The 25,654-nt window shown below is 59.2% G+C and carries 28 protein-coding genes; 18 read left to right on the forward strand and 10 right to left on the reverse strand.

Annotated features, from left to right (window positions below; genetic code table 11):
• Positions 1-174: 174 nt before the first annotated feature.
• Positions 175-717 (reverse strand): methylated-DNA--[protein]-cysteine S-methyltransferase, encoded by a 543-nt coding sequence (locus BraRD5C2_RS27630; RefSeq protein WP_223974113.1) that lies wholly within the window; start codon positions 715-717, stop codon positions 175-177.
• Between the two features lie 144 nt (positions 718-861).
• Between BraRD5C2_RS27630 and BraRD5C2_RS27635 the strand changes: the two genes are divergently transcribed.
• The 12 genes from BraRD5C2_RS27635 to BraRD5C2_RS27690 all read left to right on the forward strand — a co-directional run bounded on the left by BraRD5C2_RS27635 (position 862) and on the right by BraRD5C2_RS27690 (position 11,343).
• Entirely contained in the window at positions 862-1,671 is an 810-nt protein-coding gene (locus BraRD5C2_RS27635) for an alpha/beta fold hydrolase (RefSeq protein ID WP_223974115.1), read from the forward strand.
• A 293-nt stretch (positions 1,672-1,964) separates the two neighbouring features.
• A complete protein-coding gene (locus BraRD5C2_RS27640; RefSeq protein WP_223974116.1) occupies positions 1,965-3,164 on the forward strand; it encodes a tyrosine-type recombinase/integrase in 1,200 nt (399 codons plus the stop codon).
• 246 nt (positions 3,165-3,410) lie between these two features.
• A complete protein-coding gene (locus tag BraRD5C2_RS27645; protein WP_223974118.1) occupies positions 3,411-3,662 on the forward strand; it encodes a hypothetical protein in 252 nt (83 codons plus the stop codon).
• A 58-nt stretch (positions 3,663-3,720) separates the two neighbouring features.
• Positions 3,721-3,891, forward strand: a complete 171-nt coding sequence (locus BraRD5C2_RS27650) for a hypothetical protein (protein ID WP_223974120.1) — start codon at positions 3,721-3,723, stop codon at positions 3,889-3,891.
• The gene (locus BraRD5C2_RS27655; RefSeq protein WP_223974122.1) at positions 3,888-6,317 is read left to right on the forward strand and encodes a DUF3987 domain-containing protein; all 2,430 of its coding nucleotides are present in this window, start codon (positions 3,888-3,890) and stop codon (positions 6,315-6,317) included. Before BraRD5C2_RS27650 ends, BraRD5C2_RS27655 begins: the two co-directional genes overlap by 4 nt.
• A gap of 388 nt (positions 6,318-6,705) precedes the next feature.
• Positions 6,706-7,080, forward strand: a complete 375-nt coding sequence (locus BraRD5C2_RS27660; protein ID WP_223974124.1) for a hypothetical protein — start codon at positions 6,706-6,708, stop codon at positions 7,078-7,080.
• Positions 7,081-7,193: 113 nt separating this feature from the next.
• Positions 7,194-7,727, forward strand: a complete 534-nt coding sequence (locus BraRD5C2_RS27665; RefSeq protein ID WP_223974126.1) for a hypothetical protein — start codon at positions 7,194-7,196, stop codon at positions 7,725-7,727.
• On the forward strand, positions 7,727-8,104 hold the full coding sequence (locus BraRD5C2_RS27670; RefSeq protein WP_223974128.1) for a helix-turn-helix domain-containing protein: 378 nt from the start codon (positions 7,727-7,729) through the stop codon (positions 8,102-8,104). Before BraRD5C2_RS27665 ends, BraRD5C2_RS27670 begins: the two co-directional genes overlap by 1 nt.
• A 600-nt stretch (positions 8,105-8,704) precedes the next feature.
• Positions 8,705-9,418 carry a hypothetical protein gene (locus tag BraRD5C2_RS27675; RefSeq protein WP_223974130.1) on the forward strand — a complete coding sequence of 238 codons (714 nt, stop codon included), beginning with the start codon at positions 8,705-8,707 and terminating at the stop codon, positions 9,416-9,418.
• A 215-nt stretch (positions 9,419-9,633) separates the two neighbouring features.
• Positions 9,634-10,317 (forward strand): hypothetical protein, encoded by a 684-nt coding sequence (locus BraRD5C2_RS27680; RefSeq protein ID WP_223974132.1) that lies wholly within the window; start codon positions 9,634-9,636, stop codon positions 10,315-10,317.
• Entirely contained in the window at positions 10,314-10,520 is a 207-nt protein-coding gene (locus BraRD5C2_RS27685; protein WP_223974134.1) for a hypothetical protein, read from the forward strand. Before BraRD5C2_RS27680 ends, BraRD5C2_RS27685 begins: the two co-directional genes overlap by 4 nt.
• A complete protein-coding gene (locus tag BraRD5C2_RS27690; protein ID WP_223974136.1) occupies positions 10,513-11,343 on the forward strand; it encodes an ATP-dependent metallopeptidase FtsH/Yme1/Tma family protein in 831 nt (276 codons plus the stop codon). The genes BraRD5C2_RS27685 and BraRD5C2_RS27690 overlap by 8 nt, the downstream gene beginning before the upstream one ends.
• A 97-nt stretch (positions 11,344-11,440) precedes the next feature.
• Here the strand turns inward: BraRD5C2_RS27690 and BraRD5C2_RS27695 are convergent, their stop codons facing one another.
• Both BraRD5C2_RS27695 and BraRD5C2_RS27700 read right to left on the reverse strand, forming a co-directional pair.
• A complete protein-coding gene (locus tag BraRD5C2_RS27695) occupies positions 11,441-12,241 on the reverse strand; it encodes a hypothetical protein (RefSeq protein WP_223974138.1) in 801 nt (266 codons plus the stop codon).
• 15 nt (positions 12,242-12,256) lie between these two features.
• On the reverse strand, positions 12,257-13,498 hold the full coding sequence (locus BraRD5C2_RS27700) for a hypothetical protein (protein WP_223974140.1): 1,242 nt from the start codon (positions 13,496-13,498) through the stop codon (positions 12,257-12,259).
• A 122-nt stretch (positions 13,499-13,620) separates the two neighbouring features.
• On the opposite strand from BraRD5C2_RS27700, the gene BraRD5C2_RS27705 reads away from it, so the two are divergent.
• Positions 13,621-13,872 carry a DUF7662 domain-containing protein gene (locus BraRD5C2_RS27705; protein WP_223974142.1) on the forward strand — a complete coding sequence of 84 codons (252 nt, stop codon included), beginning with the start codon at positions 13,621-13,623 and terminating at the stop codon, positions 13,870-13,872.
• A gap of 17 nt (positions 13,873-13,889) precedes the next feature.
• Here the strand turns inward: BraRD5C2_RS27705 and BraRD5C2_RS27710 are convergent, their stop codons facing one another.
• From BraRD5C2_RS27710 to BraRD5C2_RS27735, 6 genes are all read right to left on the reverse strand, one after another.
• Positions 13,890-14,888, reverse strand: a complete 999-nt coding sequence (locus BraRD5C2_RS27710) for a J domain-containing protein (protein ID WP_223974144.1) — start codon at positions 14,886-14,888, stop codon at positions 13,890-13,892.
• Between the two features lie 470 nt (positions 14,889-15,358).
• Positions 15,359-16,210 (reverse strand): hypothetical protein, encoded by an 852-nt coding sequence (locus BraRD5C2_RS27715; RefSeq protein WP_223974145.1) that lies wholly within the window; start codon positions 16,208-16,210, stop codon positions 15,359-15,361.
• Positions 16,211-16,834: 624 nt separating this feature from the next.
• Positions 16,835-17,572, reverse strand: coding sequence for a hypothetical protein (locus tag BraRD5C2_RS27720; protein WP_223974147.1), 738 nt, complete (start codon positions 17,570-17,572; stop codon positions 16,835-16,837).
• A gap of 419 nt (positions 17,573-17,991) precedes the next feature.
• Positions 17,992-18,669, reverse strand: coding sequence for an SOS response-associated peptidase (locus tag BraRD5C2_RS27725; protein WP_223974148.1), 678 nt, complete (start codon positions 18,667-18,669; stop codon positions 17,992-17,994).
• Positions 18,669-18,983, reverse strand: a complete 315-nt coding sequence (locus BraRD5C2_RS27730; RefSeq protein WP_223974150.1) for a hypothetical protein — start codon at positions 18,981-18,983, stop codon at positions 18,669-18,671. Before BraRD5C2_RS27730 ends, BraRD5C2_RS27725 begins: the two co-directional genes overlap by 1 nt.
• Before the next feature lie 24 nt (positions 18,984-19,007).
• Positions 19,008-19,421 carry a hypothetical protein gene (locus tag BraRD5C2_RS27735; RefSeq protein ID WP_223974152.1) on the reverse strand — a complete coding sequence of 138 codons (414 nt, stop codon included), beginning with the start codon at positions 19,419-19,421 and terminating at the stop codon, positions 19,008-19,010.
• Positions 19,422-19,606: 185 nt separating this feature from the next.
• Between BraRD5C2_RS27735 and BraRD5C2_RS27740 the strand changes: the two genes are divergently transcribed.
• Both BraRD5C2_RS27740 and BraRD5C2_RS27745 read left to right on the forward strand, forming a co-directional pair.
• Complete coding sequence (locus BraRD5C2_RS27740) at positions 19,607-20,824, forward strand: restriction endonuclease (protein ID WP_223974154.1); 1,218 nt, start codon at positions 19,607-19,609, stop codon at positions 20,822-20,824.
• A gap of 85 nt (positions 20,825-20,909) precedes the next feature.
• Complete coding sequence (locus tag BraRD5C2_RS27745; RefSeq protein WP_223974156.1) at positions 20,910-21,659, forward strand: DUF2971 domain-containing protein; 750 nt, start codon at positions 20,910-20,912, stop codon at positions 21,657-21,659.
• Between the two features lie 184 nt (positions 21,660-21,843).
• Here the strand turns inward: BraRD5C2_RS27745 and BraRD5C2_RS27750 are convergent, their stop codons facing one another.
• A complete protein-coding gene (locus tag BraRD5C2_RS27750; RefSeq protein WP_097677257.1) occupies positions 21,844-22,299 on the reverse strand; it encodes a carboxymuconolactone decarboxylase family protein in 456 nt (151 codons plus the stop codon).
• A 110-nt stretch (positions 22,300-22,409) separates the two neighbouring features.
• On the opposite strand from BraRD5C2_RS27750, the gene BraRD5C2_RS27755 reads away from it, so the two are divergent.
• From BraRD5C2_RS27755 to BraRD5C2_RS27765, 3 genes are all read left to right on the forward strand, one after another.
• Positions 22,410-23,276, forward strand: a complete 867-nt coding sequence (locus tag BraRD5C2_RS27755) for a sigma-70 family RNA polymerase sigma factor (protein WP_223974158.1) — start codon at positions 22,410-22,412, stop codon at positions 23,274-23,276.
• 64 nt (positions 23,277-23,340) lie between these two features.
• On the forward strand, positions 23,341-24,597 hold the full coding sequence (locus tag BraRD5C2_RS27760; RefSeq protein ID WP_223974160.1) for a M20/M25/M40 family metallo-hydrolase: 1,257 nt from the start codon (positions 23,341-23,343) through the stop codon (positions 24,595-24,597).
• Positions 24,598-24,933: 336 nt separating this feature from the next.
• Complete coding sequence (locus BraRD5C2_RS27765; RefSeq protein WP_223974162.1) at positions 24,934-25,608, forward strand: GntR family transcriptional regulator; 675 nt, start codon at positions 24,934-24,936, stop codon at positions 25,606-25,608.
• The last annotated feature ends 46 nt before the right edge of the window (positions 25,609-25,654 follow it).

Below are 25,654 nucleotides of genomic sequence, written 5' to 3' on the forward strand. Positions count from 1 at the left end.
CTACCACCCTCCCCTGGAGGGGGAGGGTCGGCTCACAGCGAGCGCAGCGAGATGTGAGACGGGGTGGGGTGATCTCTCAACACGGGCAGCACCCGATACGAGAGACCGTCACCCCACCCCGCCGCTCATTTCATTCGCGTCGACCCTCCCCCTCCAGGGGAGGGTGACCTCCGCTCAATCAAACAAACTCGGCGTGTGGTTCACCACCGCGCCTTCGATCTGCAGCATCTTCAGCTTGGTCACCACGCCGCCATTGGCCGAGAAGCCGCCCGGCTTGTTGCCGGCCGCCAGCACGCGGTGGCAGGGCACCACGATCGGGCACGGGTTGCGGCCCAATGCCTGGCCGACGTCACGCGACAGCTCGACGCCGCCGAGCTGTTTGGCGATGTCGCCATAGGTGACCGTCTTGCCCGGCGGAATCTTCCGCGCGATGTCGTAGACGCCACGGTTGAATTCAGGCACGCCGTCGAGATCGAGCACGATGTCGGCGAGGTCGTTCGGCTTGCCGGCGAGCAGCTCGATCATGCCGTCGATTGCGTGCTGCACCTCGGCCGGCGGCGCGGCCTCGGTGACGTCGCCATTGCGCTGGAAGATGCGCTTGCGGGTCTTCTCCTCGGTGCCCATCGGCAGCTGCACGGCGGTGACGCCGTGCTCGCCCCAGACGATGCCGCAGGCGCCGATCATGGTCTCGAAGATTGCAAAATGCTGGCCGGTCATGGCTCGCTCCAGAAATTCCTTCAGCTCACACGTTTGAGCCTGCTGTCGATCTGAAATCTAGGCTTGGAGAATGTTGCTATCCACCCGAATTCCGTGGGAACTTGGGTCAAATCAACAACATCTCCTGCCCTCCGCGAGCCCCAAATGCACAGCCTCCACGTCAACGGTTTCGACATGCCCTATCTCGATATCGGAGAGGGCCCGCCGCTGGTCTGCGTGCACGGCTCGCTGTGCGATTTCCGGATCTGGTCGGCGGTGCTCGGCCCGCTGACGCGGCGGCATCGCGTGATCGCGGTCAGCCTGCGGCATTTCTTTCCGGCGCATTGGGACGGCGTTGGCGACACCTATTCGATCGCGCAGCATGTCGACGATGTGATCGCCTTGATCGAAGCATTCGACACCAAACCGGTCGACCTGATGGGGCATTCCCGCGGCGGCCATATCAGCTTCCGCGTCGCGCAGCGGCGGCCGGACCTGCTGCGCAGGCTGATCCTTGCCGAGCCCGGCGGCGAGCTCGACCAGAGCCTTGATCCGGATTTCAAGCCGGGCCCCTCGCCGCTGGCAGCGCGCTTCGCGGCATGTGCCGCTGAGATCGCCAAGGGCGATATCGACGGCGGCTTGCAGATCTTCATGGACGCGCTCGAAGGCCCCGGCGCCTGGAAACGGATTCCGGCGACATCCAAACAGCTCCTGCGCGACAACGCGACCACGCTGCTCGGCCAGACCCGCGACCAGCGCCCGCCGTTCTCGAAGGCCGACGCGGAGGCGATCAAGACGCCGACGCTGTTCATCGGCGGCGGCAACACCAAGGGCATTCTGCCCAAGGTGCTGCACGCGCTTGCCGCCAATGTGAAGGGCGCGCGCACCGAGATGATCCCCGGCACCACGCATCCGATGTTCGAGCAGGCCCCGCAACGCTATTGCGAGATCGTGCTGGAGTTTCTTTCGGCGTAGGCGGTACACGCTCCCCCCTTGTGGGAGAGGGTGGCGCGATGGCGCGCAGCGGCATCGTGCCGGGTGAGGGGTTTCTCTCCGTGGAGACAGACCCCTCACCCGGATCGCATCTATCGATGCGATCCGACCTCTCCCACAAGGGGGGAATTCACAGTCTATAACAATCCATAGCGCTTCACACGCATCCACTAATCCATTGTAATTGCTTAGTTTATACCTACTGAGCTACAATCGGCTCCATGCCCGCCTACCCCCATCGCGAGGACACTTCGGGGGACACCAAGGGGAAAGTCATGGCTCGCCGTACACGTTCTGCATCACTCGAAAACCGCACCAATCGGTTGAAGCTCGCGACGCGTAAGAAGCCGTACACGGCGCTGATCGCGCCCGGCATCTTTCTCGCATATCGCCGCAATGCTGGCCCTGGCACATGGTCAGTGAAGTGCAGCGGCTGGCTGAAGCGGTTCGCAGTTGCCGACGACCATGAGGACGCAAATGGCAACAGCGTGATGAACTACTGGCAGGCGTTGGAGCACGCCAAGAAGCTGGGACGCGCTGGTGAAGGCAACACCGAACAGCCGGTCAATGTTGCCGAAGCTGTCAATGACTATGAGGCCGATCTCAAAACCCGCGACGGCAGCAAGTACAACGCCACCGGTGTCCGTCGCCATTTAGGTTCACTGGCAAGCAAGACCGTTGCGCTGCTGACCGAACGAGAATTGCGTGACTGGCGTGCTGGTCTCGTCAAGGATGGCCTGAAGCCATCCAGCGCCGACCGCGTTGCTCGCTCGTTAAAGGCAGCGCTGACGCTCGCTGCGAGCAACGACAACCGCATTGCCAATACTGCCGCCTGGAAGAACGCTTTGAAGAAGCTGCCCGACAGTGAAGTCGCGCGGAACGTCATCCTCCCGGATCAGGACGTGGTCGCTCTGGTGCGCGGCTCGTACGAGGTAAGCCATGACTACGGCGTAATGATTGACGTTCTTGCTGAGACGGGCGCCCGCGAGAGCCAGGTGCTCAGGCTACGCGCTGATGATTTGCAAGACAGCAATCCTGCTGCACCTAGGCTGATGATGCCGAGCAGCCGCAAGGGCAAGAGCCGCAAGATTGAACATCGTGCGCTGGTGATAACGCCCCGGTTGGCCGCGTTGTTGCTGCGGCAGGCGAAGGGCAAGGCCCCGCATGATAGATTGATCGATCGCATTCCGAAGCTGTCGGGCCGATTTCATCCCATTGCAAAGCGGCTTGGCCTTGGCGCGGAAATCACGCCATATGCGCTGCGGCATTCGTCGATCGTGCGGCAATTGTTGGCGCGGGTGCCGACGCGCGTCGTCGCCGCACACCATGACACGTCGGTCGCGATGATCGAGAAGAACTACTCGCGGTACATCATCGGCGATCTGAGCGAGGCGATGACACGCGCGACACTGCTCGACTTCGATCATGCGCCGCGCTCATCGGAAATCGTTCCTTTCGAACGGTTCGCCTCATGATCCAACTTCAACCATTGCGCTCTCCGTCGCATCCAATCGCCGATAGCTGTCAATTCTGATCTGCCTGCCTTGGTTGAGCGAGCGTCGAAATTTTCCTTTCGATAAGTCGCACAAGTCTTTCGATAACCTCACAACCCTTTCGATAACCTCACAACCCTTTCGATAACTCGCCTTGGGCGGCTTTTCAAAACGTGAGAATGCGCGATCCTGTCTCCGAAGCACTCGTATGAATTTGGAGAGCAGAGAATGGCACGCCCTGAAGTTACCGGCCGCAAGCAAATCCATAACCTCGCGCAGGTTGACGCTGATGCTTACAGCGTCGACGAATTCTGCGCGCGTAACCGCATCAGCACGCAACTCTTCTACAAACTGAGGCCGCTGGGTTTGATGCCCGCGACGTTCAACGTCGGCACCCGTGTGTTGATCTCGCGCGAGGCGGCTGTCGCGTGGCGTCGTGCGCGCGAGGACGCGGCGCAAACGGCCAACAGCGCCGCGTAGTCGCAGAAAAGGCGGCCCGCCAGCCGCCCCTCCCCTTATCATTACGATGGATAACAGAATGCTCCCTGATAGCAGCGTGCCTGCGTGCACGCAAGTCATCGCGCAAATCAACATCCCGCCGCAGACAATCGAACTGCAAGCACGCAAGTTGCGCAAACGCTTTGCGCTCTCACCCGAAGTCGCCCGCATGCTCGCGGACATCGCGTTCGCGGGGGAGGCGCAGGCATGATCGAAAATCCTGGAACTCCGCAGGGTGCGCCTGGTCGCGAGGTGGATGCGGCCGCGAAGGTGCACGTCACGTTCTTCAAGGATCACGCGGCCAAGACCCGGACCACCGAGGACCTGACCTTGATCGAATTGCGTGAGCGCGTCTTGAACGCCGCCGCGCGTGAGAAACGCAAGCTGCCCTGGTTGAAGCTGGCGAAGTTCGGCAATCAGCGCAGCGTCGAGGGCAGCTTGCGCAATGACGCCAACGTCACGGAGATCACCGGCATCGAGGTGGACTACGACGACGAGCACGTCGCTTTCGATGACGCCTTGAACGCCGTCAGAGAAATGGACATCTTCGCGCTCGTCTACACCTCGCCCTCGCATACACCTGAGGCCCCGCGCTGGCGCATTCTGGCGCCAGCCTCGCGGCCGCTCGCGGCCACGATGCGCGCCAAGCTAGTGGCTCGGCTCAACGGCTTCCTGAAAGCCAAGCTTGGCGCGGATGAGATCGCGGCGAGTGAGAGCTTCACGCTGAGCCAGGCGTATTACTACGGCTGGGTGATGAACAAGCCGGGCCTTGACCATCGCGCCGATGTAATCGTCGGAGACTTCATCGATCTGCGCGATGATCTTGCGGAATTCGAGCCCTTGGGCGCGAAGACGGCCGAGCAAGCATATACTGATAGGAGCGATCCGTTTGCCGGGTACTCCGACCATCACGGTCCGAAGCGCGGCAAATCCGATGAAGAGTTACTTGCTTTGCTCAAGTTGAGCCGCGCCACGCCTGGCAAAGGGTGGCGCGAGCCAATGTTGAGGTTTATCGCGAGCACGGTCGGGAAGGGGTGGCCCGACCTTGCGATCAGAGCGGCGTGCGCCCGCTATAGCGATGGCGATGTGGATGATCCAGAAATCCAGTTCGAGATCAACTACGCGCGTAAGAAGTTCGGCAAGCCGCAGGCGAATGAGGTCGAAGACACCGAGGTGACCGGCACTGCTCCGAAGATGTTAGTCGATCCGATCGATTTGTGGGGCAAGTTCGACCCGCCGTCGCTGACGCGTGGGTTGCTGCCAGATGTCGTCGAACGGTTCGCACACGATCAAGGCATGGACATGGGTGCCGACATCTCGGGAATTGCGATGTCGGCGCTGGTTGTCTGCGCGGCGGCCATCCCCGACACAGTGCGGCTGCAAGTCAAGCGCTACAACGCCGGTTGGTTTGAGGTCGCTCGGCTGTGGGCGGCACTCGTTGGAGCGCCCAGCTCGAAGAAAAGCCCGATCATGGCAGCCGCAGCTCGCCCGTTGCGCAGGATCGACGCCGATCAGGCGCGCGACTATGCCGACCAGCGCGCCGTATATGACAAACTGCCGAAGGAAGAAAAGCTCGTGACCGCGCTCCCGAAGCAGGTGCGGAGCATTCTCCAAGACACCACCATCGAAGCCGCGCAGGATGTGCTCAAGGACAGCCCCGACGGCTTGCTCTGTTACCAGGATGAATTGTCCGGCTGGTTTGGTTCCATGGACAAATACTCCGCCGGGCGCGGCTCGGCGAAGGATCGTGCCTTCTGGTTAGAGGCGTTTAACGGCGGGACCTATTCGGTGCAGCGGGTCGGACGTGGTGCCGTCTTCATCGAGAACCTTTCAATATCGCTCCTAGGCGGCATCCAGCCGGAACCGATCCGTAAGATCGCCGACGAAAGCGTGGATGACGGACTGTTGCAGCGCCTGCTGCCGATCATCGTGACGCCTGCCAAGGCTGGACGAGATGAGGTCGCCTCGCCCGTCGTGGCCGAATACGAGGCATTGGTTCGCAATCTGCATTGCCTCGCCAAAGCGACGCTTCGCTTTGACGACGGCGCGCAGCGTTATCGACAAGAATTGGAAGTCAAGCACCTCAACTTGCAGAGCCTTGAGTTCGTCCATCGCAAGCTCGCCGCGCACATCGGCAAGTACGATGGCATTTTTGCCAGGCTGTGCGTCATCTGGCACTGCATCGAGAATATGGAGGGCTTCGGCGATGTTCCCTCCGTGATCAGTGAGGCGACGGCCCGGCGCGTCGGCGCGTTCTTGCACGGGTTCCTCCTGCCTCACGCCATCGCGTTTTACACGACCGTACTTGGGTTCTCGAATGACCATGATTGCGTGACCGCAGTCGCGGGATACATCCTGTCTCACGGCCTGACCAAGATCACCAATCGCGACCTCAAGCGTGGCGACCGTATTATGCGCCGCCTCTCGCCTGAGGCGGGGCTGGCGGTGTTCGAGCAATTGGAGGCTTTCGGCTGGCTTGAGCGTGCCCCCTCGCCATTGCGGGGCGCTCCCGCGCACTGGCTGGTCAATCCGGCGGCCCATCAAAAGTTTGCCGAGAGGGCGAAGACTGAAGCCACTCGGCGTGCCGAAGTGCGTCAGACGATAGCCGACGCTGTCGGCCGTGGAGTGGAGCCGTGAGGGGTCTGAAGCCGCGCGCGACCGAACACAGGCGAGAGAATGCAGCGTGTCGCACCCGCGTGCGCGCAAGGGACAATGGCGACAACTGTTCAAGCGGCTACGCGCCGCCCGACTTCAAGGTGGTCGAGTTGTCACCAATGTCCCTTGCATGCGTGAGATATAAATACAAATTCGAGTTTTTCTATTTCTCTCGTCAACTCTTCCTTTGCGCCGCGTGCGCAAGGGACATTGGTGACAGCTTGTCACGTCGAAACTCAACAGACCCTGCGCGCTTGCCCCGTCGGCACTGGGCCATCATGACGCCGAGCGCCGTGGCTTCCCTGAGCTGTGTAAGTGTTTCGTTCTGCCCCAATACTGACCATAAGAGAACACTTGGAGGTAAGTGAGAATGAGTATGGGACCGGGATGGATACAGCGCAGGCTGCTTTACATCTTCGACAAGGTGCCGGGTCAACCGCTGAGTACGGCGCTCCTGACCTGTATGGTGTATGGCTGCCAAGACGAATGCCTCGACGATCCGGCCCGATGGATCTACCCCGCCGCCGAGCGGGTGGCTGTGACGCGTGCGCTGCGCAGTCTCGCCAAGCGCGGCAAGATCAGGAGCTTCGGTCGCCGCTTCCATGACAGGCATGCGCGTTGGGGAGCGCTGGCTTGCTCTGATCCAACGATCAGCATTCTATCCAATCGGCTTATCGGGCAAAAACTCTGCGTCTCGCCGACGACCGTCCAGACGGTGCGGGCAGGAACGGCTCAACAGGAGTAACGCTATGAAACTCGGAAGTCATATCTTTCGGTGGGCGGGTCCTTCTTGACCACCCGCCAAATGCGGGTCGCGCTCGCGCGCTCGGTATGGCTAGGGCCAGGAATTTATAAGGGGTGTTACATTTCATGCCCATGATCTCACAGGTCTGTGCCTGGTGCGGCGTCAGCAGGCAGACCTTCCATCGCGCTCTCAATCGCGGCGTGGTCGCCAAGAAACCTCGCGGCCGATACGACATTCAAGAAGTCGCGCGCGCGCTCATCAAGGATGGTCAGGCGGCCAAGGCCGGTCACGGCGATCATGCGTCCAAGCTCGCGTTGTCCGAGGCCCGCGCCGCGCTCGCTCGCGAGCAGGCGACGGCAATGCGCATGAAGAACGCCATCCTGCGCGGCGAGTACGTTCGATTGTCGCTGGTCCAGCGGCAAGCGGAGGTCATCTTCGCGACGTTCCGCGAGCGTGTCCTGGGCATCCCGGGCAAGGTCGGCGCTGTTTGCGAGATGCGGTCTCGTACCGAGGTCGAGGAGATCGTGCGTAGTGAGTGCTATGAGGCGTTGGAGGAACTGAGTAGGCCGATCGTTCCTCTCGATCGGAAATGCAACGATGACCACGACGTACCTATCGCAGCTAGTCTTGAAAGCGAGGTGATCTAATGCTCGACCGCAATCGGATGATCGAGCAGCTGTTGCAGTGGCTTGCGGACCTGGGATGGAAGCCACCGACCGGCGACGTGATTGATGAGGTTACCAACGGCGGCTTGCTGACTGCCCAGCAGGTGGCGGTCATCTGCGAAGTCTCCGACCAGACTATCTACCGCTGGAATGAGGATGCCGCTCGCAGGGGCGAACCGCTCGGATGGAAGCAGGCAACAACCTGGCTGATCGGCACGACCCGGCTGCTCAACTACGTCGAGAAGCATCAAGGTGGGCTACCTGCCCGGGTCAAGGCCCAGAACCGGCATCGGGATTTCTGGCCGATCTGGTCGGCTCCGCAGGAGTTATGCCCGGGTGCGAAGCCTGGGCCAACCTAACTTAAGAGAACGGCTATTAAGGAGAAAGCCCGACTTCGCTTACCAAAGGGCTTCGACTGTTGTTGATCCAAAACAACGAGAGGCGCGATCGAGGTACCTTGAAGCCGCTCGGGGTCTCCCCGGGGGATTGAAAGTTAGGTGCAGATACTGGCTATTTCTATTTGAGCGAGTAGTATGATCTCGGGTTTGAAATCTGCGTGTGCGTGGAGATCAAGATGGTCCGGCTCTTCCTTGTAATTCTGACAGTGACGGAGATCATGGCTGTGGAGTTGGCTGCGCCAGCCCTCGCTCAGGTAGATGCACACGACGCCGGTGCTCGTGCTGTACCCCCTCCGTCCTCCGCTCTCACGCAGCCGCCTATCAATGCTCCGTCCGCGGAGGTGCCATCCACACCGCAGGCCGGGCCTATGTCACAGGCGGGGGCAAGCCGACACACACCTACACCGTCGCAATGTGCAAGACTTCTTCCTCGCGCCGAACTTGTACCCGAGCTTCAGCTGTCGCCCGACTACCAAGCGTGCAAGACGGTATTCCCCAACAGCGTAAGTGGAGGTTTCTTCAACCACGCGCCCAATGCGCCGCCGATGGATCGGTGACCCAATGAGCAAAAAACATCCGGTCGACAATTCTCCTCCGGAAAAATGGTTTACAATTTTAGGGCTGATTATCGTTAGGCGTACGGACCTACTCGCCGCCACGGCTTTCGTTATCTCACTCTCCACCCTCTCGTATCAATTGTGGCAGTTCGCAAAGGGTTCGAACCCGATCATATACCCGCCAGACACCCTTTACGTATTCTTCGACAGATACCCAAACGGGGTGACCGCTACTCGAATTGCTGGACAGCTCAGCTTTACCAATAGTGGGGAAGCTGGGCACAATGCCGTCCTTCAAGATGTATCCGCTACGATCAAATTGGGCGAGAGGACTATCGAGGAATACTGGCTCTCATTTGGCACTGTAACTCGTCGAGACACCGAATTTACCCTAGAGGTAAAAGAAGCTGCGCATCCTTTCGTCGTGGACGGCGGCGGGGCCGTAAGCCACATGGTAACGTTCTCCCCACGCGTAAGGGACTGTGTTCCTCAAGTCAGTACGACAGTCACCTGCCAGCAGGGGGCCGACTTTGTAACGGATATTGATTTTCTGAAACTCTTAGCTCCGCAAAAGACTCTGAACGTAACCTTCACGGGAAGGGTTCTCGGCTCTAGCCGAACTCTGAAAGGCAATTGTTCGACTTCGATCACCGATGATTTCATGCAAACGCTCGCGAAAAACGATTGGTACGCAGCCCGTTGCGTTGCCGCGCCTTAGCCAGCTCTTCTTGGCCCGTAAGAGACGAAGCCGCTGTGTGTGCCCGATGTCAGCTTTCTAGGGAACGCGGACACTTCCTTGCTGAGACCACCTGAGACGTGGTCCGCACCACGACAATCAATCTCAAACGTGGAGCGCACCACACTCCCGACCTACGCAAATACGCGGTTGCGGCGTAAACTGGCCGCATGAAGAACCCATTCCGAAAACCCCCGATGCACGAACTTGAAACCACCATCGCCTCGCTCACCAAGCGCGGCGAACGGCTCGCCACCAAGCGTATCGCGGCGCAAGCGGCAGCAGACAAGGCGATCAAGGCCCGCCAGCACACATTGCTGTCGGCCGATCTCGACGATCAACGCGCACTCGACAAAGTGCAGGCGGCTGCCGCAACGGCAAGCTCTGACTTGGCGGGCATCGACGATGCGATCGCCGTGCTGGCGCAACAGAAGGCAGAAGCCGAGCGTCAATTCGCTGCTGAACGCGAGCGCATCGAGCGCGCTGCGGCGGCGGACAAGTTGACCAGCCAGGTCGATGCCATTGAGGCGGCCTTGCCGGTCTGCCTTGAGCACGCGCGGATGCTTGCCGATGCCCTGTCCGAGATCAGCGCGTGGCACTTCGAAAGTGGGCAGATCACCAACTTTGTTCAGAACACGATGGCTCAGGTCGAGGTGGCCGCCAACTTCGCACTTTCGGAGTTGGGAGCGATGCCCGATGCGATCCGCGCGGGTCGGCAGGCAATTCCGGGAGAGCCGGTGCCCAGCCCGGTCATCGAGCCCTCGGAGCCCGCCATCGCACCGCAGATCGAACCCGATCCGGTGCTGCGGGCGGTGGGCTTAACCGTCATCGATCGGAGCGCTGAAGCGCGTTCGATTGAAATTGAGATGCCCCGAGCATGAACTCAGCGCCGCCCGGTTGGAGACCGGATCAAATCGCCACACGCATCGATGGGTGGGTCGTCGATCCTGACGACGAAACCCACATCCCGGCCGCCGTGGCCCAGATGATTGCCCGTGCTATGCCGCACCCGAGCAATGGCGCTATCGCGGATATCCGTACGCGCATGCTCGCGCGGCACAAGAAGGTTCTTGGTCATGTCTGAGCAAGTTTCGGCTGAGGAGGGACCAGCGACCTTTCTCGCCAAGACGGAGGCCGTTGTCGAGATCGGATTGGTGGCCGATCTTGGCGGCGGTCTCGATGTGGAAGGCGATGATTACGATCGCTTGCTCGCAACGCTCGGCCGCACATTCGATGAAGACGAGCGGATCGCTATCCATGAAGCTGGACACGCGGTCTGCGCCCGTCGGCTGGGCCATGAAGTCGGCGGAGTGACCGTGAACCCGGACCAAGATCGCGGCTCCGAAGGGCTGTGCTGGGGCCTAGGTCATACGGAGGCGTTCGCGGAGGGTTGTGGCGATGCCTCCGATGTTCGGGACGTTCTCGGCGCGATCATGCCGCATGCGGGCGAGGACCGCCGACCCGTGGCCGATGTTTTCGGCAGCGTCCACAATCAGTGCATCGAGTTCATGGCTGGTCGGGCTGCGGAACGCATGTTGCTTGACCGTGAGCCTGCCGTACCCACAGACGATCTTCGGCAGGCGCGAGAACTAGCATCGTTGATTTGTACCAGCGACGAGGCAATTGACGCTTTCATCACCTACTGTGATTTGGCTGCACGTGATTTGCTTATGCCGTACGGTGATGTCGTGATGGCGTTGTCTGTCGTTTTGCGCATCAAGCGAACGTTGGATGGTGCGGAAATCGATCAGACCATTCGGGGCGTTGAAGCCCGCAAGGCGCTGGCGGTTGAGCATCGGCGTCGGGCCGACTGGCACAAGTGCGAATTGGCAGCGAGCCGGTTTCGGGCTGAGTGTAAGTACCCCGATGGGGCCATTGCCGCATCCAGCCATGGTCAGGTACCGTAATCGGTGACGATTTTGATCGGATGGCGCAGCGGATGTAACCGTGGCCGATGATCGCAGATGGCCTCAGCGCGGAAGCGTCGGGGCCATTTGTCTGGCGCTATGTCGATGCGCGCAAATCCGGCTCCTGCACTCGGTTGAACTTGCAGCAATCTTTGTAGAATTTAGACAAATCCGATCCGAACGGGTCGTCCTCTGCACGGATGAATTCGATCACGTCTTCCCAAGCCAAGCATGCTATTTCGGCCCGCTCTAGCGTCGGCTCAAACCACTCCCGTTGCCACCGAAGGTGCTTCTCAGCCTGTGGCGAGCCCTGATATGCGGTCACCCGCAACGACACTTTCTCCCTAATAGATGGCTTGGAAGTAAATTCCGCAAACAACTGCTTGTCTTCGATCTGCTCACGCGGTGCGAGCACGTAGAAGGCCAACGATGAAAATCGTGAAGGCTCAAGCTCTGCTTGGTGCAGAGCGTAAGCAATGCACGCAACGTTTCGAGCCGCTTGATTGAAGTAGCGTGCGTTCGTGACGCCGGATGAAAGGGGGCTAAACAGCTTAGCTTCGGCCACGATGAATTGCGACGCGGCTTCTGCCAGAGACACATTTGCCAGCGCTCCGCGCCCTATAGAAAAGTGGCCGATAACACCGTCAGCATGGGTGAAGCCCTCCGCCAGTGCATCCCAACGGCCGCGCGAAAGAAACTGCGATCCGAGAAGTGCCTCCGAAAACCAATTAGCGTTCGGAGCAAAGCTGAGCTTATGCCCAATCGCTTTCTGCCGAAAGAACCAGTCGAGCACCAGCCGCAACAGCCACCCCTCGTTATAAAATATGGTTGCAGGAAAATTTCGGCCATCCGAGTTGACCTGTGAAAGAAGATCATAAATTCGCTCGCTTGCGGACATCTTGGCTGGCTGCCTCTAGCGCGCCAAATCAACGATTGGCTTGCAGGCAAGCCACGCGCCGGCGACTGCGTCGAGTGCTTTGGCAGTTCGCAGCTCGCAGCGATCGTAGCGAAACCGTACACCTATCTGCATCTGATAGTTTGAACCCTGTTTATGTACAAACGCCTCATAGGCGGCGGCTATCCATAGTGGTTGCAGCTTTGCGGAGCGCTTTCGAGCGACTGCCGTCCGCAGATCAAAGTCAATCCTTGCATCAACAAAGGGCTCCGAGCGCTGAGACGGATAACGACGCTGTACTCCGCGAAACGAAGGTATGGCACGCGGATGTTTCCGCAACAGGGGGCCTAAGTTCTTTACCACCTCGCCGATATGTTGCTTGAATTTATCCTGGCCAAGCGCGACGAGATTGCGCCGCATAGTGCCATTGACAGCGTTTGGGATTGTCATTGTTGCTTCTACCTCCCGCGCCAACACACCCAATGTGAGATGCGGATAGTTCGTGAAGTGCTTAACGTCGTCGGGCGGCGCGAGTGAGAGAAAGTCCCACACCGCATCGCCTTGGCTTCCTGTGATGGCAGGGCGACCGGATGCCTTCGGGTCCATTTTGAGCTGCTTGCGCAAATCGCTCCGTTGCCTAAGACTGTCCATTGCCAGCTCAAGCACACGCTTTCCTTGTAGGTAAGAGAAGGGCTCGTCGCGCCCGAATGGGAAGCCCGCAAACTTTGTCAAGGTCCCCTCCTTGAATTGTTGGCTCACAATCAGCTTTGCTTCTGCAATCTCGAGGTATTCGGCCGCCGCTGAGGCCCATCGGCTGGTCGAAGCATGCCGACGTAGCCAAGCATAAACATTCTGCCATTCGAGATGGACGATGTCGGGCGGTGTGGTCTGCGCCCTTGGCGTGATGGCGACGGCGGTTATCGCAGCGAAACCCTTGTACGATGCGGTACACCGGTGGCGCTCAATCTGACTAACGCTAAACTTTGTGATCACTTTGCTTTCAAGAAGGACGCACCACGCGTCGCAAAATATCCACGCGTCTGGGATGCCGCGTCGCTCCAATTCTTCTTCGTTCGGTTCTTCCTCATCGGGATACTGCTGTTCAAGTACTTTCAGCTCACTCGCGCGGCATGGTGGATTTACTCCAACAAGCTCACGCAAAAACAAGCCGAGTAGATTTCGGTCCTCTTTAAGTGCAGTTATAAGAGCATGCGTAATGCGATTTTCTGGCTGCGAATATTGATCGAAGATATTGCGCAAAGCGCCCCCCAACCGGCCATTATTGCGCAATCATAGCAACGAGCCGCACAAACGACTATAGTCTAGTGCGTTTCGCACCACTGCGCTGTTTCAAGCTACCGGAGATGAGGGCTGAGGACGCCATGTCGATTTACGATTCGCTCCGAGACATGCTTGCGGCCTCGCAACTGGCATCGATCAAGATGTCTTTCGCCGAAATTGAGGTGCTGCTTGGCCGCTCGTTGCCGAAATCAGCATACGAATATGATGCTTGGTGGTCCAACGAAGACCCGACGAAAACAACGCACAGTCATAGTCGAGCTTGGACGACCGCTGGATACGATGCCGAGCCGCATAGAATGCAGCGGGTGGTGACATTTCGGCGACGGGATTAGCGCTCGCCACGCGTAATCTAAAAGCCACGCGCTGATCTTATCTGCTCGTAGGCCAAGTTCAGACGTTGAGTTTCAAGCTCAGCCGCAGCCTTGATGCCAGGACTTCGGTCAGCAACCGTATCGGGATGGCACTTCTTTATTGCGTTCCGATAAACAGTCTTTACTTCAGCTTCAGATGCGTCGTCCGACACTCCGAGCACTTTGTAGGGGCTATTCGGAGTTTCTTGCGTCTCGTTCTCCGCCTGCTCGGCTTCCTCATCCCCGCTTGCATCTGCCGACTGTCGCTTCACCCATCCGTCGCACTGAATGTCGAACTGACGATCGGCCGCTGCCCTTGAAAGGTGCAGGGAGAACGCAAGCGAGATGGGAGCGGCGATCCAGATTGCTATAGAGGCAATGGCAAAGCTTGGCCTAAACAATGAAGGAGCTAGGTTCCAAATTGGCAAGTTCACGCTTGCCGTACCAGCGAAAACCTCTATTTCGAGATACAAGCTCGCGCCGATGAACGCGACGATGCTGATCGCACCTGCGATAAGGAATGCCCTTGCGCGATACCAAGCCAGCAGCCCCTCTTGTAAGGCCAGAAGCCTGGCTTGTTGAGGTTCTTCGGCATACGAAATTTGTGCCTCAACGTCGTCGAGCGCCGCGCGGGCACTTTCGAGTTCTGAATTTAACTCCTGCCCTCGCTTCGAGCGAAGTTCAAATCGATCCTCGCGCATTATCCATCGCACGCCTTCCTGTTTTCCGTGCGCCTGAATCTCATCTATTCTGTCCGTCCATCTGGTTCGTTCTAAGAGCAGATTGTTGACAATGTCTCCGGCCTTCTCGTCAGCAACGTTCTCTAGTTCGGGAAACGGACCGGTTCGCGCCTTGCCAAACAAGAAGAGAAGGACAAGAGGAGCCCCGTAGAAGGCGGCTGTCACGACATAAGGTAACGCTGCGACTAACCCATAAATCGCAAAAAGCAAAACGCCAAAGATCAATCCTCCGGCGCTCTCTTGCTTCCTTCGCGCCATTTGCTCACCTCTTTAACAAGGAGAGCAATACTCCGATCATCGACAAGTAAAAAATGATGCTGATGACGTAAGTCATGAGGGGACTACGTGCGATGCGCGTATCTCGGACAACTCTGCCAAACCCACCGCCTGGAAACGTGTACAAAAACCACTGAAATATAACGCCAGGGAGCAGAAGCCACGAAGAAGGTCTATCAAATCGAATGCCCGGCTTGTTTTCGCGGCTCCATATTGTTCCGACCATAGCGAGGCGTCCTCATTCCTTAACTGAATGGCCGCAAGACGATGGTCCTGCCTTGCAGGCCCAATAAGTCGAGCCGAAAGACGCCATTGTCTCGCAACCTATGCGCGTGCGTCAAGGAGAGCGCCGACTTGCGGGCCGTCCGTAGGAATACGGGGGCGAGATTTTGGACCATGGATCGATTAGCCGCCAGTTTCGCTCCATGGTCGACGATGCGAAGAAACGGGAACTATGGACAACGGCTGTGTACGAAAGAGTAGGTTTTTCCGTTGTCTCGTACAGCGCGTCGTATCTTTCTGTCTCCTAAAAACTCAATGACTTCGGAGGTTCGCGTCTGCATACCCTCAGCACTACAAACCATTTGCAGAGCGATAAGTCGGCCAGTTACTTTCGCGTTCACGATTTTGCAGTCATTTTCATAGCCAATGAAGCGCGTTTCTTGAAACGTCAGTAAACCTTCAGTTTCGCCTGCTCTCCCTTTGCAAACGCTCTGGCTATCCGAGTACCATTTACCTTCTAGAGCCTTGATTGATGGAGTGATCGGTGATGAGGACGATGCGGTAGGAGATGCGCCGCCTGATTTGAAGCATGTTCTCAGGCCGTCGATCACCTGGCCGGGATTATCCAAGTCAATCGCCAACTTTTCACGTCCAAGCTCTGTTATCTTGATCTTTTCCGAAGCCACAAAATTTCCGAGGAAGGCTTGATCTACTTTCAAGACTACCCCCGGCGTTCCTCTGTACCCGTACGGATGCACGTTGCCCCAGCGTTGGCTGGCGAGAGCAATTTCGATTGATGGCGTCCGCTCCTCCGATCCATCGAGTTTGGTCGAAAACCACTTCGAGGAAACCGTTATCAATAGCGTTAGGTCGTCGATGCGTTCTCCGCTAATCGACAGGTAGTTGCTGTCACCGTATCCCAAGGTCGCTACGCACCCCATCCCAAATCGGGCGGTCGAAATGCTCCACTTGCCGAAGGAAGCGACCTTTTTGTCGGGTTCTAGCTGAGCGTGGACTGGCCTTGTCGAGATGATAATGCACAACAGTAAAGCCGCGACAGCCCATTCGCCCCTGAAATTCATTAGATACTGCCCCCCTTATGCGGACCATATTCCACTTGCGGCGTCCTGCTTCAACCACACTGCTCTCTTGCGAGTACAAGGCATCGTCCTACCAATCGGGCCAAAAAGAATTTACCTCGTGAGTTGCCTCCGATAATCATCGATCATTGCTGCGCTCACGTCGCCAGGGTAGCACAGCGGAGCCGCCCCGCCTGGCCGAGAATAGGCGCTACGGGCACCGCAGGCTCTTCCGTTCCGCATTGCGTCATCTGGACACGCGCATGGTCTACCCGTCGCATGATATTGCTCTCGACTAGCTTTGATGATGAGCGCAGCTATGGCGGCCGCGGTAAGCACTGCCTCGACTTGTCGCTTGGATGCCTGCGGCGGAGGTTTGTCGGGTGCATTTACCGGGGAGACGGGCGGGGCAGCAGCCGTGTTAGTCGAAGGCGGTGTTGGGGTCGGCGGCGCCACAATGATGGGCGCGTTAGTGAACGCAGGTGACTTCGCGGGCGGCGCAGCAAATGATGCTGATGGCGCGTTGGTGGCTGGCGCACTCTGACGACCAATCGAATAGGCTCCGAAGGCCGTAACGCCCAAGAGAAAAAAGACAACTACGGCCCGCATGGTTCCTTATTCAACCCGCTAAACTCCCGCCGGTCCCTGAGCAATATCGATCACGTGCCGGTCAGTCCCAACCGTAATGACAATCGTGTACGTCTTCGCTCCTCCACCCTGATCGGTCGGTGGTGCGAGATGCAGTTGACCACCGTACCACTCGCCCGACATGAGCGTGTTGTCTTTGATCACCGATTGTTCCAGGACTGCCATATTGCGCTGTCCTGTCTCCACAGTTGCGGCGATCATCGCATCGTTCTGAGCGGCAGCATTACCTTGGGCAATCGCGGCGGCTGTCGGGCTGTAGAACGTGCCGGTGCGCCCGCTTGGGGTTGTGTAGTTTCCGTAACCTGCCTGCGAAGCGCTGTAAGCGTTGCCTGCTGCCGCTAGACCCGTGAAGATCGCCCTTGCGACCTGGCGGTTCTTTTCTTCCTGCACGAGCATTTCATAGGTCACAATCTGCATCGAATGGTCAGTTCCCCCGACGTGCTGGACCGCTTCAACTTGGGATACCCGGAAATCTACGGGGGCCTTGCCGAGATTGTTGATGCCTACGACGAAGACAGGTCGGCCGTTGGCCTGGAATTGACGGGACGCGGGACGCACTAGAACTAGCGAGTTCTTCTGCCGAGAGACAAGTGCTGGCTGCCCATCCCGCATGAGGGCCTGCTGTTGCGGATTAGATGTTTTGAACTGAACTGTTTCGCTGTTCGTTACACAGCCGCCTAACGTGGCGCAAAGCACCACGACGCAAAACTTACGCATCGCATTATTCCCCCAGAGCGGAGGATAAAAGCGCAACCTGGGCGCGATATCAATCAAACGCGTCAATTCATCCCACTAGACCTTAGTTGTGTGTACGCGAACGAGCCGCGTCCTGTAGTTGCATCGACTGCTTGATCATAAGTGGCCGTCGCCACGATGGCCTCTTGAGGGAGGATTGCTTTGAGGACGATATTGATACTTGCGATAGCATTGCTTTGCTCGACGACTTTCGCTGAAGCAAGGGGCGGTGGTGGTCATGGCGGTGGCAGGGTTTCCTATGGAGGAGGCCATCACACATCTAGCCATGGTGGCTCATATGTCGGTGGAGCGGGATCGTCTCACCGAGGTGGTACCTACTCGAACCCGAACACCGGAAACCAATACGGCACGCACAAGTAGCGTCACCTCGCATCCCGACATCAACCTGCGATGTCGGGATGTGCAGGCTTGTCTTCTTTATCGACCCCGCGCATCACGATCTTGAGCACATCATCATGCAAAGGCCGTTGCAGCGCTTTCGCCTCATTCCATGGTGCATGCATCCAGACATCGCGCTCTTCACGGGTCGTCAAGATCACCGGCATCGCTTTCGGATGGATCGGCTCGACAATCGCGTTCGGGGCGGTCGTCAGGAAGCCGTAGACCAGGTGTGGACCGGGGATCGGCTTGGACTTGGTCCCGCGATCTCCTTTGAACTCGGTCCAGATACCAGCGAACGCCATGAGCGGTCGGTCATCATCAAGCGCGAACCAGACCACATCTTTCTTCTTGGTCTCCGGATTTTGCTCCGGTGCGTATTCGGCGAAGCTATTGAACGGGACGAGGCAACGGTTCTCCGGTTTGAGCCAGCCGCGCCAATGTGGCGATGACGTATTACGGATGTTGGTGACGGGCGGGCCGCCTGTGCGCGGCGGGGGCGGCATGCCCCATCGCATCAGGACCATCTCGCGCTCGTCATCGGTGTTGCGGATTACCGGCGCGGGGTAGTCGGGAAAGACGCCGGGCATCGGCTGTAGGTTGCCGACGTAGCGGTTGACCACGCGGAACAGGTTCACGATCGCGGCTTGGTTTGTCGTGATGGAGTAGAGATTGCACATCAGGTTGTAACGATGGCGCTCTGCTTGGAAACGCCACCACCTGACCGCCCAGTGATCTTGTTGATGATCCGTTTGTACTCAAGCTTCATTGGTTTTTTGCCTGCTTTCTGCTCAATAGCAGCGGTTGCTTTCAATATCGCTTCGGTTTGTTGCCGATGCCATGGCTGCCATTTCTCCTCTGGGCTTTCGATCAGGCCGATGGCTCTAGCAAAGTCCGAATAGCTCATAGTTACGTCTTTGATTTGGAGGGTGCGTAAGACTGCCACTGCGGCGCGCGAGTACTCCAAGAGGTCCTGAACGTCCAAATTCTTCATTGTCGCCTCCTAATGGGTCTAGAGTTATCTCTCTCCCGGCCACCATATTGACCGCGGGTCACCAGCAGAAATCTTCGTGGGCCGCAGCGCCACCAAACGGCTGCGCTTGAACGGATAACCCCGGACCTCCGAGCAGCCCTTGCAACGCATGTAACGCTCCAACTCATGGATCGACGTCGTTTTCGGTCGGCGGACGATGTCGAGCGCGACCGTCTGATGCGTCTCACACCCGAGGCACATGACCTCGAGGTAGCAATACCCAGCATTCAGGGCATCGCCGAGCGCGGGCGACGGTTGGGCCGGACCCTGAAAGGCCAGCATCCGCTTGTTCCAGGCTTCGCAAGCGAGGCGGTCCGCTACCTTGCGTACCTCTGCGGCCCGTTCCGCTGACGCTCGGACCACGCCACCATAGATGGTTTCTCGTGATTTGGTGCCCATATGCCTGCATGAAAGCGCGGCATTTGTGCCGATGCAAATTATCAATCCGTTGGGGATAGGTCCCGCAGCGAACCACTCCTATTCGTGGGTGTGCATGGCTACTGGATAGTGTCCCCGATTGACCGCGTTGGCTGCAAATTCTAGGGCTATTGAGCAAGATCGCGTCTCAGGGGGACGGAATTCTCGTGCGCATCATTCCTTCAAACATCTTGTCGTCATCGGACCTGGTCATCGATGCCATCTATGAGGGCGGTAGGCAGGGAAACGCAGCCGACGATCCAATCTCTAAAATTCTTGAGGGGGTCGGAAACCAGGGCGGATTTCGCGCCGCTGGGCGGGGTCCGGAAAAGAAGTACGTTGTCCTCTACACAAGCGGAGAAGACAAAGATTGGCCTGATACGTTGGACTTGAGCACCGGCCAATTCATCTACTTTGGTGACAATAAAACGCCCGGACACCAACTGCACGAGACGACGCGTGGTGGTAACGAACTCTTGCGGCGTGCATTCGAATTTTTGCACGCGTCGCCGCCAATGCGGACAAAGGTGCCGCCGTTCTTCATTTTCAAAAGGTACCCAACTCCTGCAAGTAGCCGGTCTGTGCAGTTCAAAGGGTTGGCGGTTCCCGGCTTTCCTGGCTTGCCGTCAACCGCCGACCTAGTCGCAGTTTGGAAGACGACCGAAGGACAACGCTTTCAGAACTATCGTTCGATTTTTACAGTTTTGGACGCTCCTGTAATCACGCGCTCATGGCTGTATGAACTAGCTACCGGACTTGGTGCAAGTGCTGCCATTTCAGCACCCGCCGCTTGGCAAGATTGGGTGCGATCTGGCCGAGCAAAAGCTCTGGCTTCGGAGAACACCACGATCATCAGGAGCATCGAAGAGCAGCGGCCCGATACTGCGATTAAGACTGACATTTTGCGCGTCGTCTTCGAACATTTCGAGCAAGCGCCGATTGCATTCGAGGCGTTCGCCGCACGTATCTTTCAGATGCACGATCCGCGAGTGATCATCGACACCATCACGCGAGGCAGCGTCGACGGTGGTCGCGACGCCATTGGTCGCTATCTCCTTGGCCTTTCCGGCGATCCGGTGTACGCGGAATTCTCACTCGAAGCTAAATGTTACCAGCCGGGGTTCGACGAGACCTCCCCGAATACTGTTGGAGTTCGAGAGGTCTCGCGGTTGATCTCTCGAATTCGCCATCGGCAGTTCGGAGTTCTGGTGACTACCTCAATGGTCGCGCGCCAGGCTTATGAAGAGGTTCGCGAAGACCGCCATCCAATCATCTTCTTCAGCGGAGGAGACATCACCGACATTCTTGTCAACAACGGCTTCAGTACGCCAGAATTGGTGACAGTTCTTTTGCAAACGGAGTTTGCGCTGACGGAAATCGATTAAGTTCGTCGCTCTGGCAAGCACTGCCCGCATTGAAGGTTTAACAGGATAGGACCCTAGCGAAGCCAACGAGGCACGGGAAAAACCAATGTACCGATCAGAGTGGGTTGACCGAGGTTATCCGAGCACTTGTGCCAGCGCGTCGGCAGCGCCGCCACCACCCGACGGCTTCGTTCGCGTCTATCATCTCTGCGAGGCACGGTATGCGATCGCGAATATCGAAAAGGGCCGCCTGAAGGTCGCCACTTTCGCTGACGCCAACGATCCATTTGAGCTGTCGGTTTTCTTCTCGCGTGATCCCGCACAACGGTTGCGGCTCAAGGATTATATCGATGATGTCGCCAAGCGGTTTGGGATAGTTTGTTTCAGCGAAGATTGGCTCGATCCGACCCTTTGGAGCCATTATGGCGACAGACATCAGGGGATCGCGCTCGGGTTTGACATTTCGGAGCAGCATCTATTGCCCGTCCGATATCAGTCTCAGCGTGCTGTTTTTCCTTCGGTTGTCGCATCCGATCTCGTCGATCAATTTCTTGGAACGAAGTATGCCAGTTGGGCGTATGAGCGGGAACGACGCATTATTGTCGAGTTCGCAAGTGCAGAGCATGAGACAGTGAAATTGGCGACGGGGATAGACCGCGAACTCTTTTTCGAGAAATTCGGAAGCGATGTTTGTCTGAGAGAGGTGATCGTCGGCCCATTGTGCAGCGAAGATGTTGTCGCCTTGCGTGCGAAGGTGAACTCGCTGCACAGCGATGTTGCGACCTTTAAAGCGCGCCTCGCGGATAAATTCTTTAGTGTGGTCCCGGACGAACCCACTGTGCCACCGCGGCGTTAGCGGAAAGGGAAGGGTTCCTGCGCTTTACCGGCTCAGATTGACTGTGCGAGATGAACTCCGGGACGGACACTAAAGAGACACTCTTCAATTTTCTCGTGCAGTTTCAATAGATTGATTGAACTTCCCCTCTCCCACAAGGGGAGAGGTGCAGTGAGCAAGCGGCATGAGCAGCGCGCCTCGACTATCACACCTTCCAGACACCGACCGGCTGGCGCACGGCGACATTCAGCCGGTTCCAGACATTGATGGCAGCGATGCCGAGCACCAGCGACGCGAGCTGCTGCTCGTTGAAATGCTTCGCCGCCTCGTCCCACACCGCGTCCGTCACCGGATCCTCGCGGTCGCTGAGCCGGGTCACCGCTTCCGTCAGCGCCAGCGCGGCGCGCTCGGCTTCGGTGAAATACGGCGTGTCGCGCCAGGCGCCGACCGCGAACAGCCGCTCGTCGGTCTCGCCGGCCCGGCGGGCGAGCTTCGGATGCATATCGACGCAGACGCTGCAGCCATTGATCTGGCTGGCGCGCAGATGCACCAGTTCGAGTAGCTTTTCCGGCAAAGCCGGTTTGGTGCTCTCGCTGAGCGCCTGCAGCGCCTTCATGGCATCGGGAACAACCATCACCGGGTGGTTCATGCGGGCTTTCATCATGTCACTCTCCTGATTTGCCTTTTGACGAAGCCGTGCCGATCTGTTGTCACATCGGCCCACTTTCGTTCGTCAAGGCCATGACGGAGCGGACAAAGGGAATGTGACCGATGGACGAGAAAAAGTTTGTGGCCGAACAGTTCGAGGCCAACCGGCCGCGCCTGCGCGCGGTGGCCTACCGCATGCTGGGCTCGACCGCCGAGGTCGACGATGCCGTGCAGGAGGCCTGGCTGCGGCTCGGCCGCACCGACACTGCTGCCGTCGACAACCTCGGGGGTTGGCTGACCACCGTGGTCGCGCGGATTTGCCTCGACATGCTGCGCTCGCGCAAATCGCGCCGCGAGGAGCCGATCGGGCCGCATGTGCCGGAGCCGATCGCGGACAATCCGTCCGAACGCGAGACCGAGATGGCTGACTCGGTCGGCGCGGCGCTGCTCGTGGTGCTGGAGACGCTGGCGCCGGCCGAGCGGCTGGCTTTCGTGCTGCACGACATGTTCGCGGTGCCGTTCGAGGAGATCGCGCCGATCGTCGGACGCACGCCGGCCGCCGCGCGGCAACTTGCGAGCCGTGCCAGACGCCGCGTGCAGGGCGCGCCGCCCGCGCCGGATGCCGACCTCAGCCGGCAACGCGGCATCGTCGAAGCTTTCCTCGCGGCGTCCCGCAACGGCGATTTCGAAGGGCTGCTTGCCGTGCTGGCGCCCGACGTCGTGGTGCGCGCCGATCAGGCTGCGCAGCGGCTCGGCTCGCTGCCGGTGATCCGTGGCGCAGTTGCAGTGGCCGAAAGCTTCAAGGGACGCGCGCAGGCCGCGAAATCGGCGCTGGTCGATGGTGAGATCGGCGTTGCCGTCATCCTTAGTGGCACGCTGCGTGTCGTGCTGCGGGTCACGATATCAGGCGACAGGATCGCTGCGATCGACGCGACCGCCGAGCCCGCGCAGATCGAGACCTTCGATGTCGAGGTGTTCGACCAGGCCTGACGCGGCTGGAGACAGGTGGTTTGCAATGTTAGTGTCCTCCCTGCGCCATACAGGGAGGACAATCATGAAACGATCCATCAAATTGCTCGCGTCGGCCGGCCTGCTTTCGCTCGCCCTCGCCTCGTCCCCCGCCCTTGCCGCCGCGGATGAAAAGCTGCGCGCCGCCGCCGAGCAGGCCCAGCCGGCGGTGATCGAAAGCCTGCACGACATGGTGCTGATCGAGTCAGGCTCGAGCGACGTCGAAGGCCTGAAGAAGATGGCCGACTACACCGAAGCGCGGCTGAAGGCGCTCGGCGCCAAGACCGAGCGGCGCAAGACCACGAAGGGCGCCGGCGCCGACATGGTGATCGGCACCTTTGAGGGTACCGGCAGCAGGAAGCTGATGCTGATCGCGCATATGGACACGGTCTATGAGCACGGCATCCTCGACACCCAGCCCTACAAGGTCGACGGCAACAGGATTTACGGGCCCGGCATTGCCGACGACAAGGGCGGCATCGCCGTCATCCTGCATTCGCTGAAAATCCTGCAAGATACCGGCTGGCGCGACTACGCAAAGCTCACGGTGTCGTTCAATCCGGATGAGGAGGTCGGCTCGATCGGCTCCGGTGAGATCATCGCCGAGCTCGCCGACCAGCACGATGTGGTGCTGTCCTGCGAGCCGACGGTTGCGCCGCCGGTGGCCAAGAACGAAAGCCTGCTGCTCGGCGCCAGCGGCACCGCGACCGGCACGCTGGATGTGAAGGGCAAGGCCTCGCATGCCGGCGCCGCGCCGCAGCTCGGTCGCAACGCGCTGCTCGAGCTTGCGCATCAGTTGCTGCAGACCCAGGACGTCGCGAAATCCATCCCGGGCACGCAACTGAACTGGACCACCGCGAAGGCCGGCACCGTGCGCAACCAGATCCCCGATCACGCCAGCGCCGGCGCCGACATCCGCCTCACCATTCCGGACGGCGTGCAGAAGCTGCAGGCCGCGCTCGACGAGAAAGTGAATAACAGACTGATCCCCGACACCGAGGTGACCGTGAAGGTCGCCGCAGGCCGCCCACCCTTCGTGGCGAATGATCGCGGCCGCGCGCTCGCGAAGCAGGGACAGGCGATCTACGCCGAGCTCGACCGCACGCTGGATATCGCTGAGATGACCGGCGGCGCGACCGACGCCGGCTACGCCGCGCGCAGCGGCAAGGCCACCGTGGTCGAAAGCTTCGGCCTCGCCGGCTGGGGCTATCACGCCCGCGACGAATATATCGACACCAACTCGATCGTGCCGCGGCTCTATCTGATGACGCGGATCCTGATCGAGCTGGGCAAGGCGAAGTAGCTGGGGCGCGCAGCGGCATCCGTTGAAACAGCCGCGCCAATCTTTAGCGCCGGCACCCCGGGCCACCCCTCTCCCCCAACCCTCCCCCACAAGGGGGGAGGGAGCCTGACCCGTGTGCTCACCTCACTTGATTAAACCTCCGCCCGGGTTCACGGGGCGGCGGTGTCACCTCTCCGACGCGACGAGGCTCTTTCCGTTCCCGCCCTGCCTTCTCAGAAACCCTCTTTATTTCAATTGCTTAGAATTTCCGCGCGCGCGCACCTTGACCGCTCCTGCAACCCGCGGTAGCTTCCGTTTCTGAACACGGAATTCCGTATTCCAATTTGGACTGATCGCATGATCCCGTTGGACCCGCTCCCGAACCTGATCGACCAGGTCTACGGGCGACTTCTCGAGGCGATCATCGACCGCACGCTGCTGCCAGGCCAGCGCATCACCCAGAACGAGCTTGCCGATCGGCTCGGCGTCTCACGCCAGCCGATCTCGCACGCGCTGCATTTGTTGCATCGCCAGGGCCTGGTCGCGGAGAGCGGCAAGCGCGGCTTCGAGGTGACGCAGCTCGATCCGCAGCGTATCCGCGAGCTCTATGAAGTGCGCGGCGCCATCGATGCGCTGGCGGCGCGGCTTGCCGCGACGCGCGTCAAAGAGGATGCCGCGGCGCGCGCGCAACTCGAAAGCGCGCTCGAAGCCGGACGCGCGATCGACGACAGCGCACCGCTGGCGCGTCTGATCGCACTCGACGTCGACTTCCACAGCTCGATCTATCGGCTGGCCGGCAATACTGCGATCGAGGAAATGATCACGCCGCAATGGCCGCATATGCGCCGCTCGATGGCGACCGTGCTCGCCGAGCTCGATTATCGCGATAGCGCCTGGACCGAGCACGAGACCATCGCCGCACATATTTTCTCCGGCAATGCCGCCGCCGCCGAGGCTGCGGCGCTGGCGCATGCACAGACGGCGGGGCGGATGACCGAAGAGAAGCTGAGGGCGATCGACGTGGCGGCGTAGGTACGCCGTCGTTCCGGCGCGCGCAGCGAACCGCAGATGCGCAATC

Source organism: Bradyrhizobium sp. RD5-C2 (genome assembly GCF_019972155.1).
Taxonomy (GTDB): domain Bacteria; phylum Pseudomonadota; class Alphaproteobacteria; order Rhizobiales; family Xanthobacteraceae; genus Bradyrhizobium.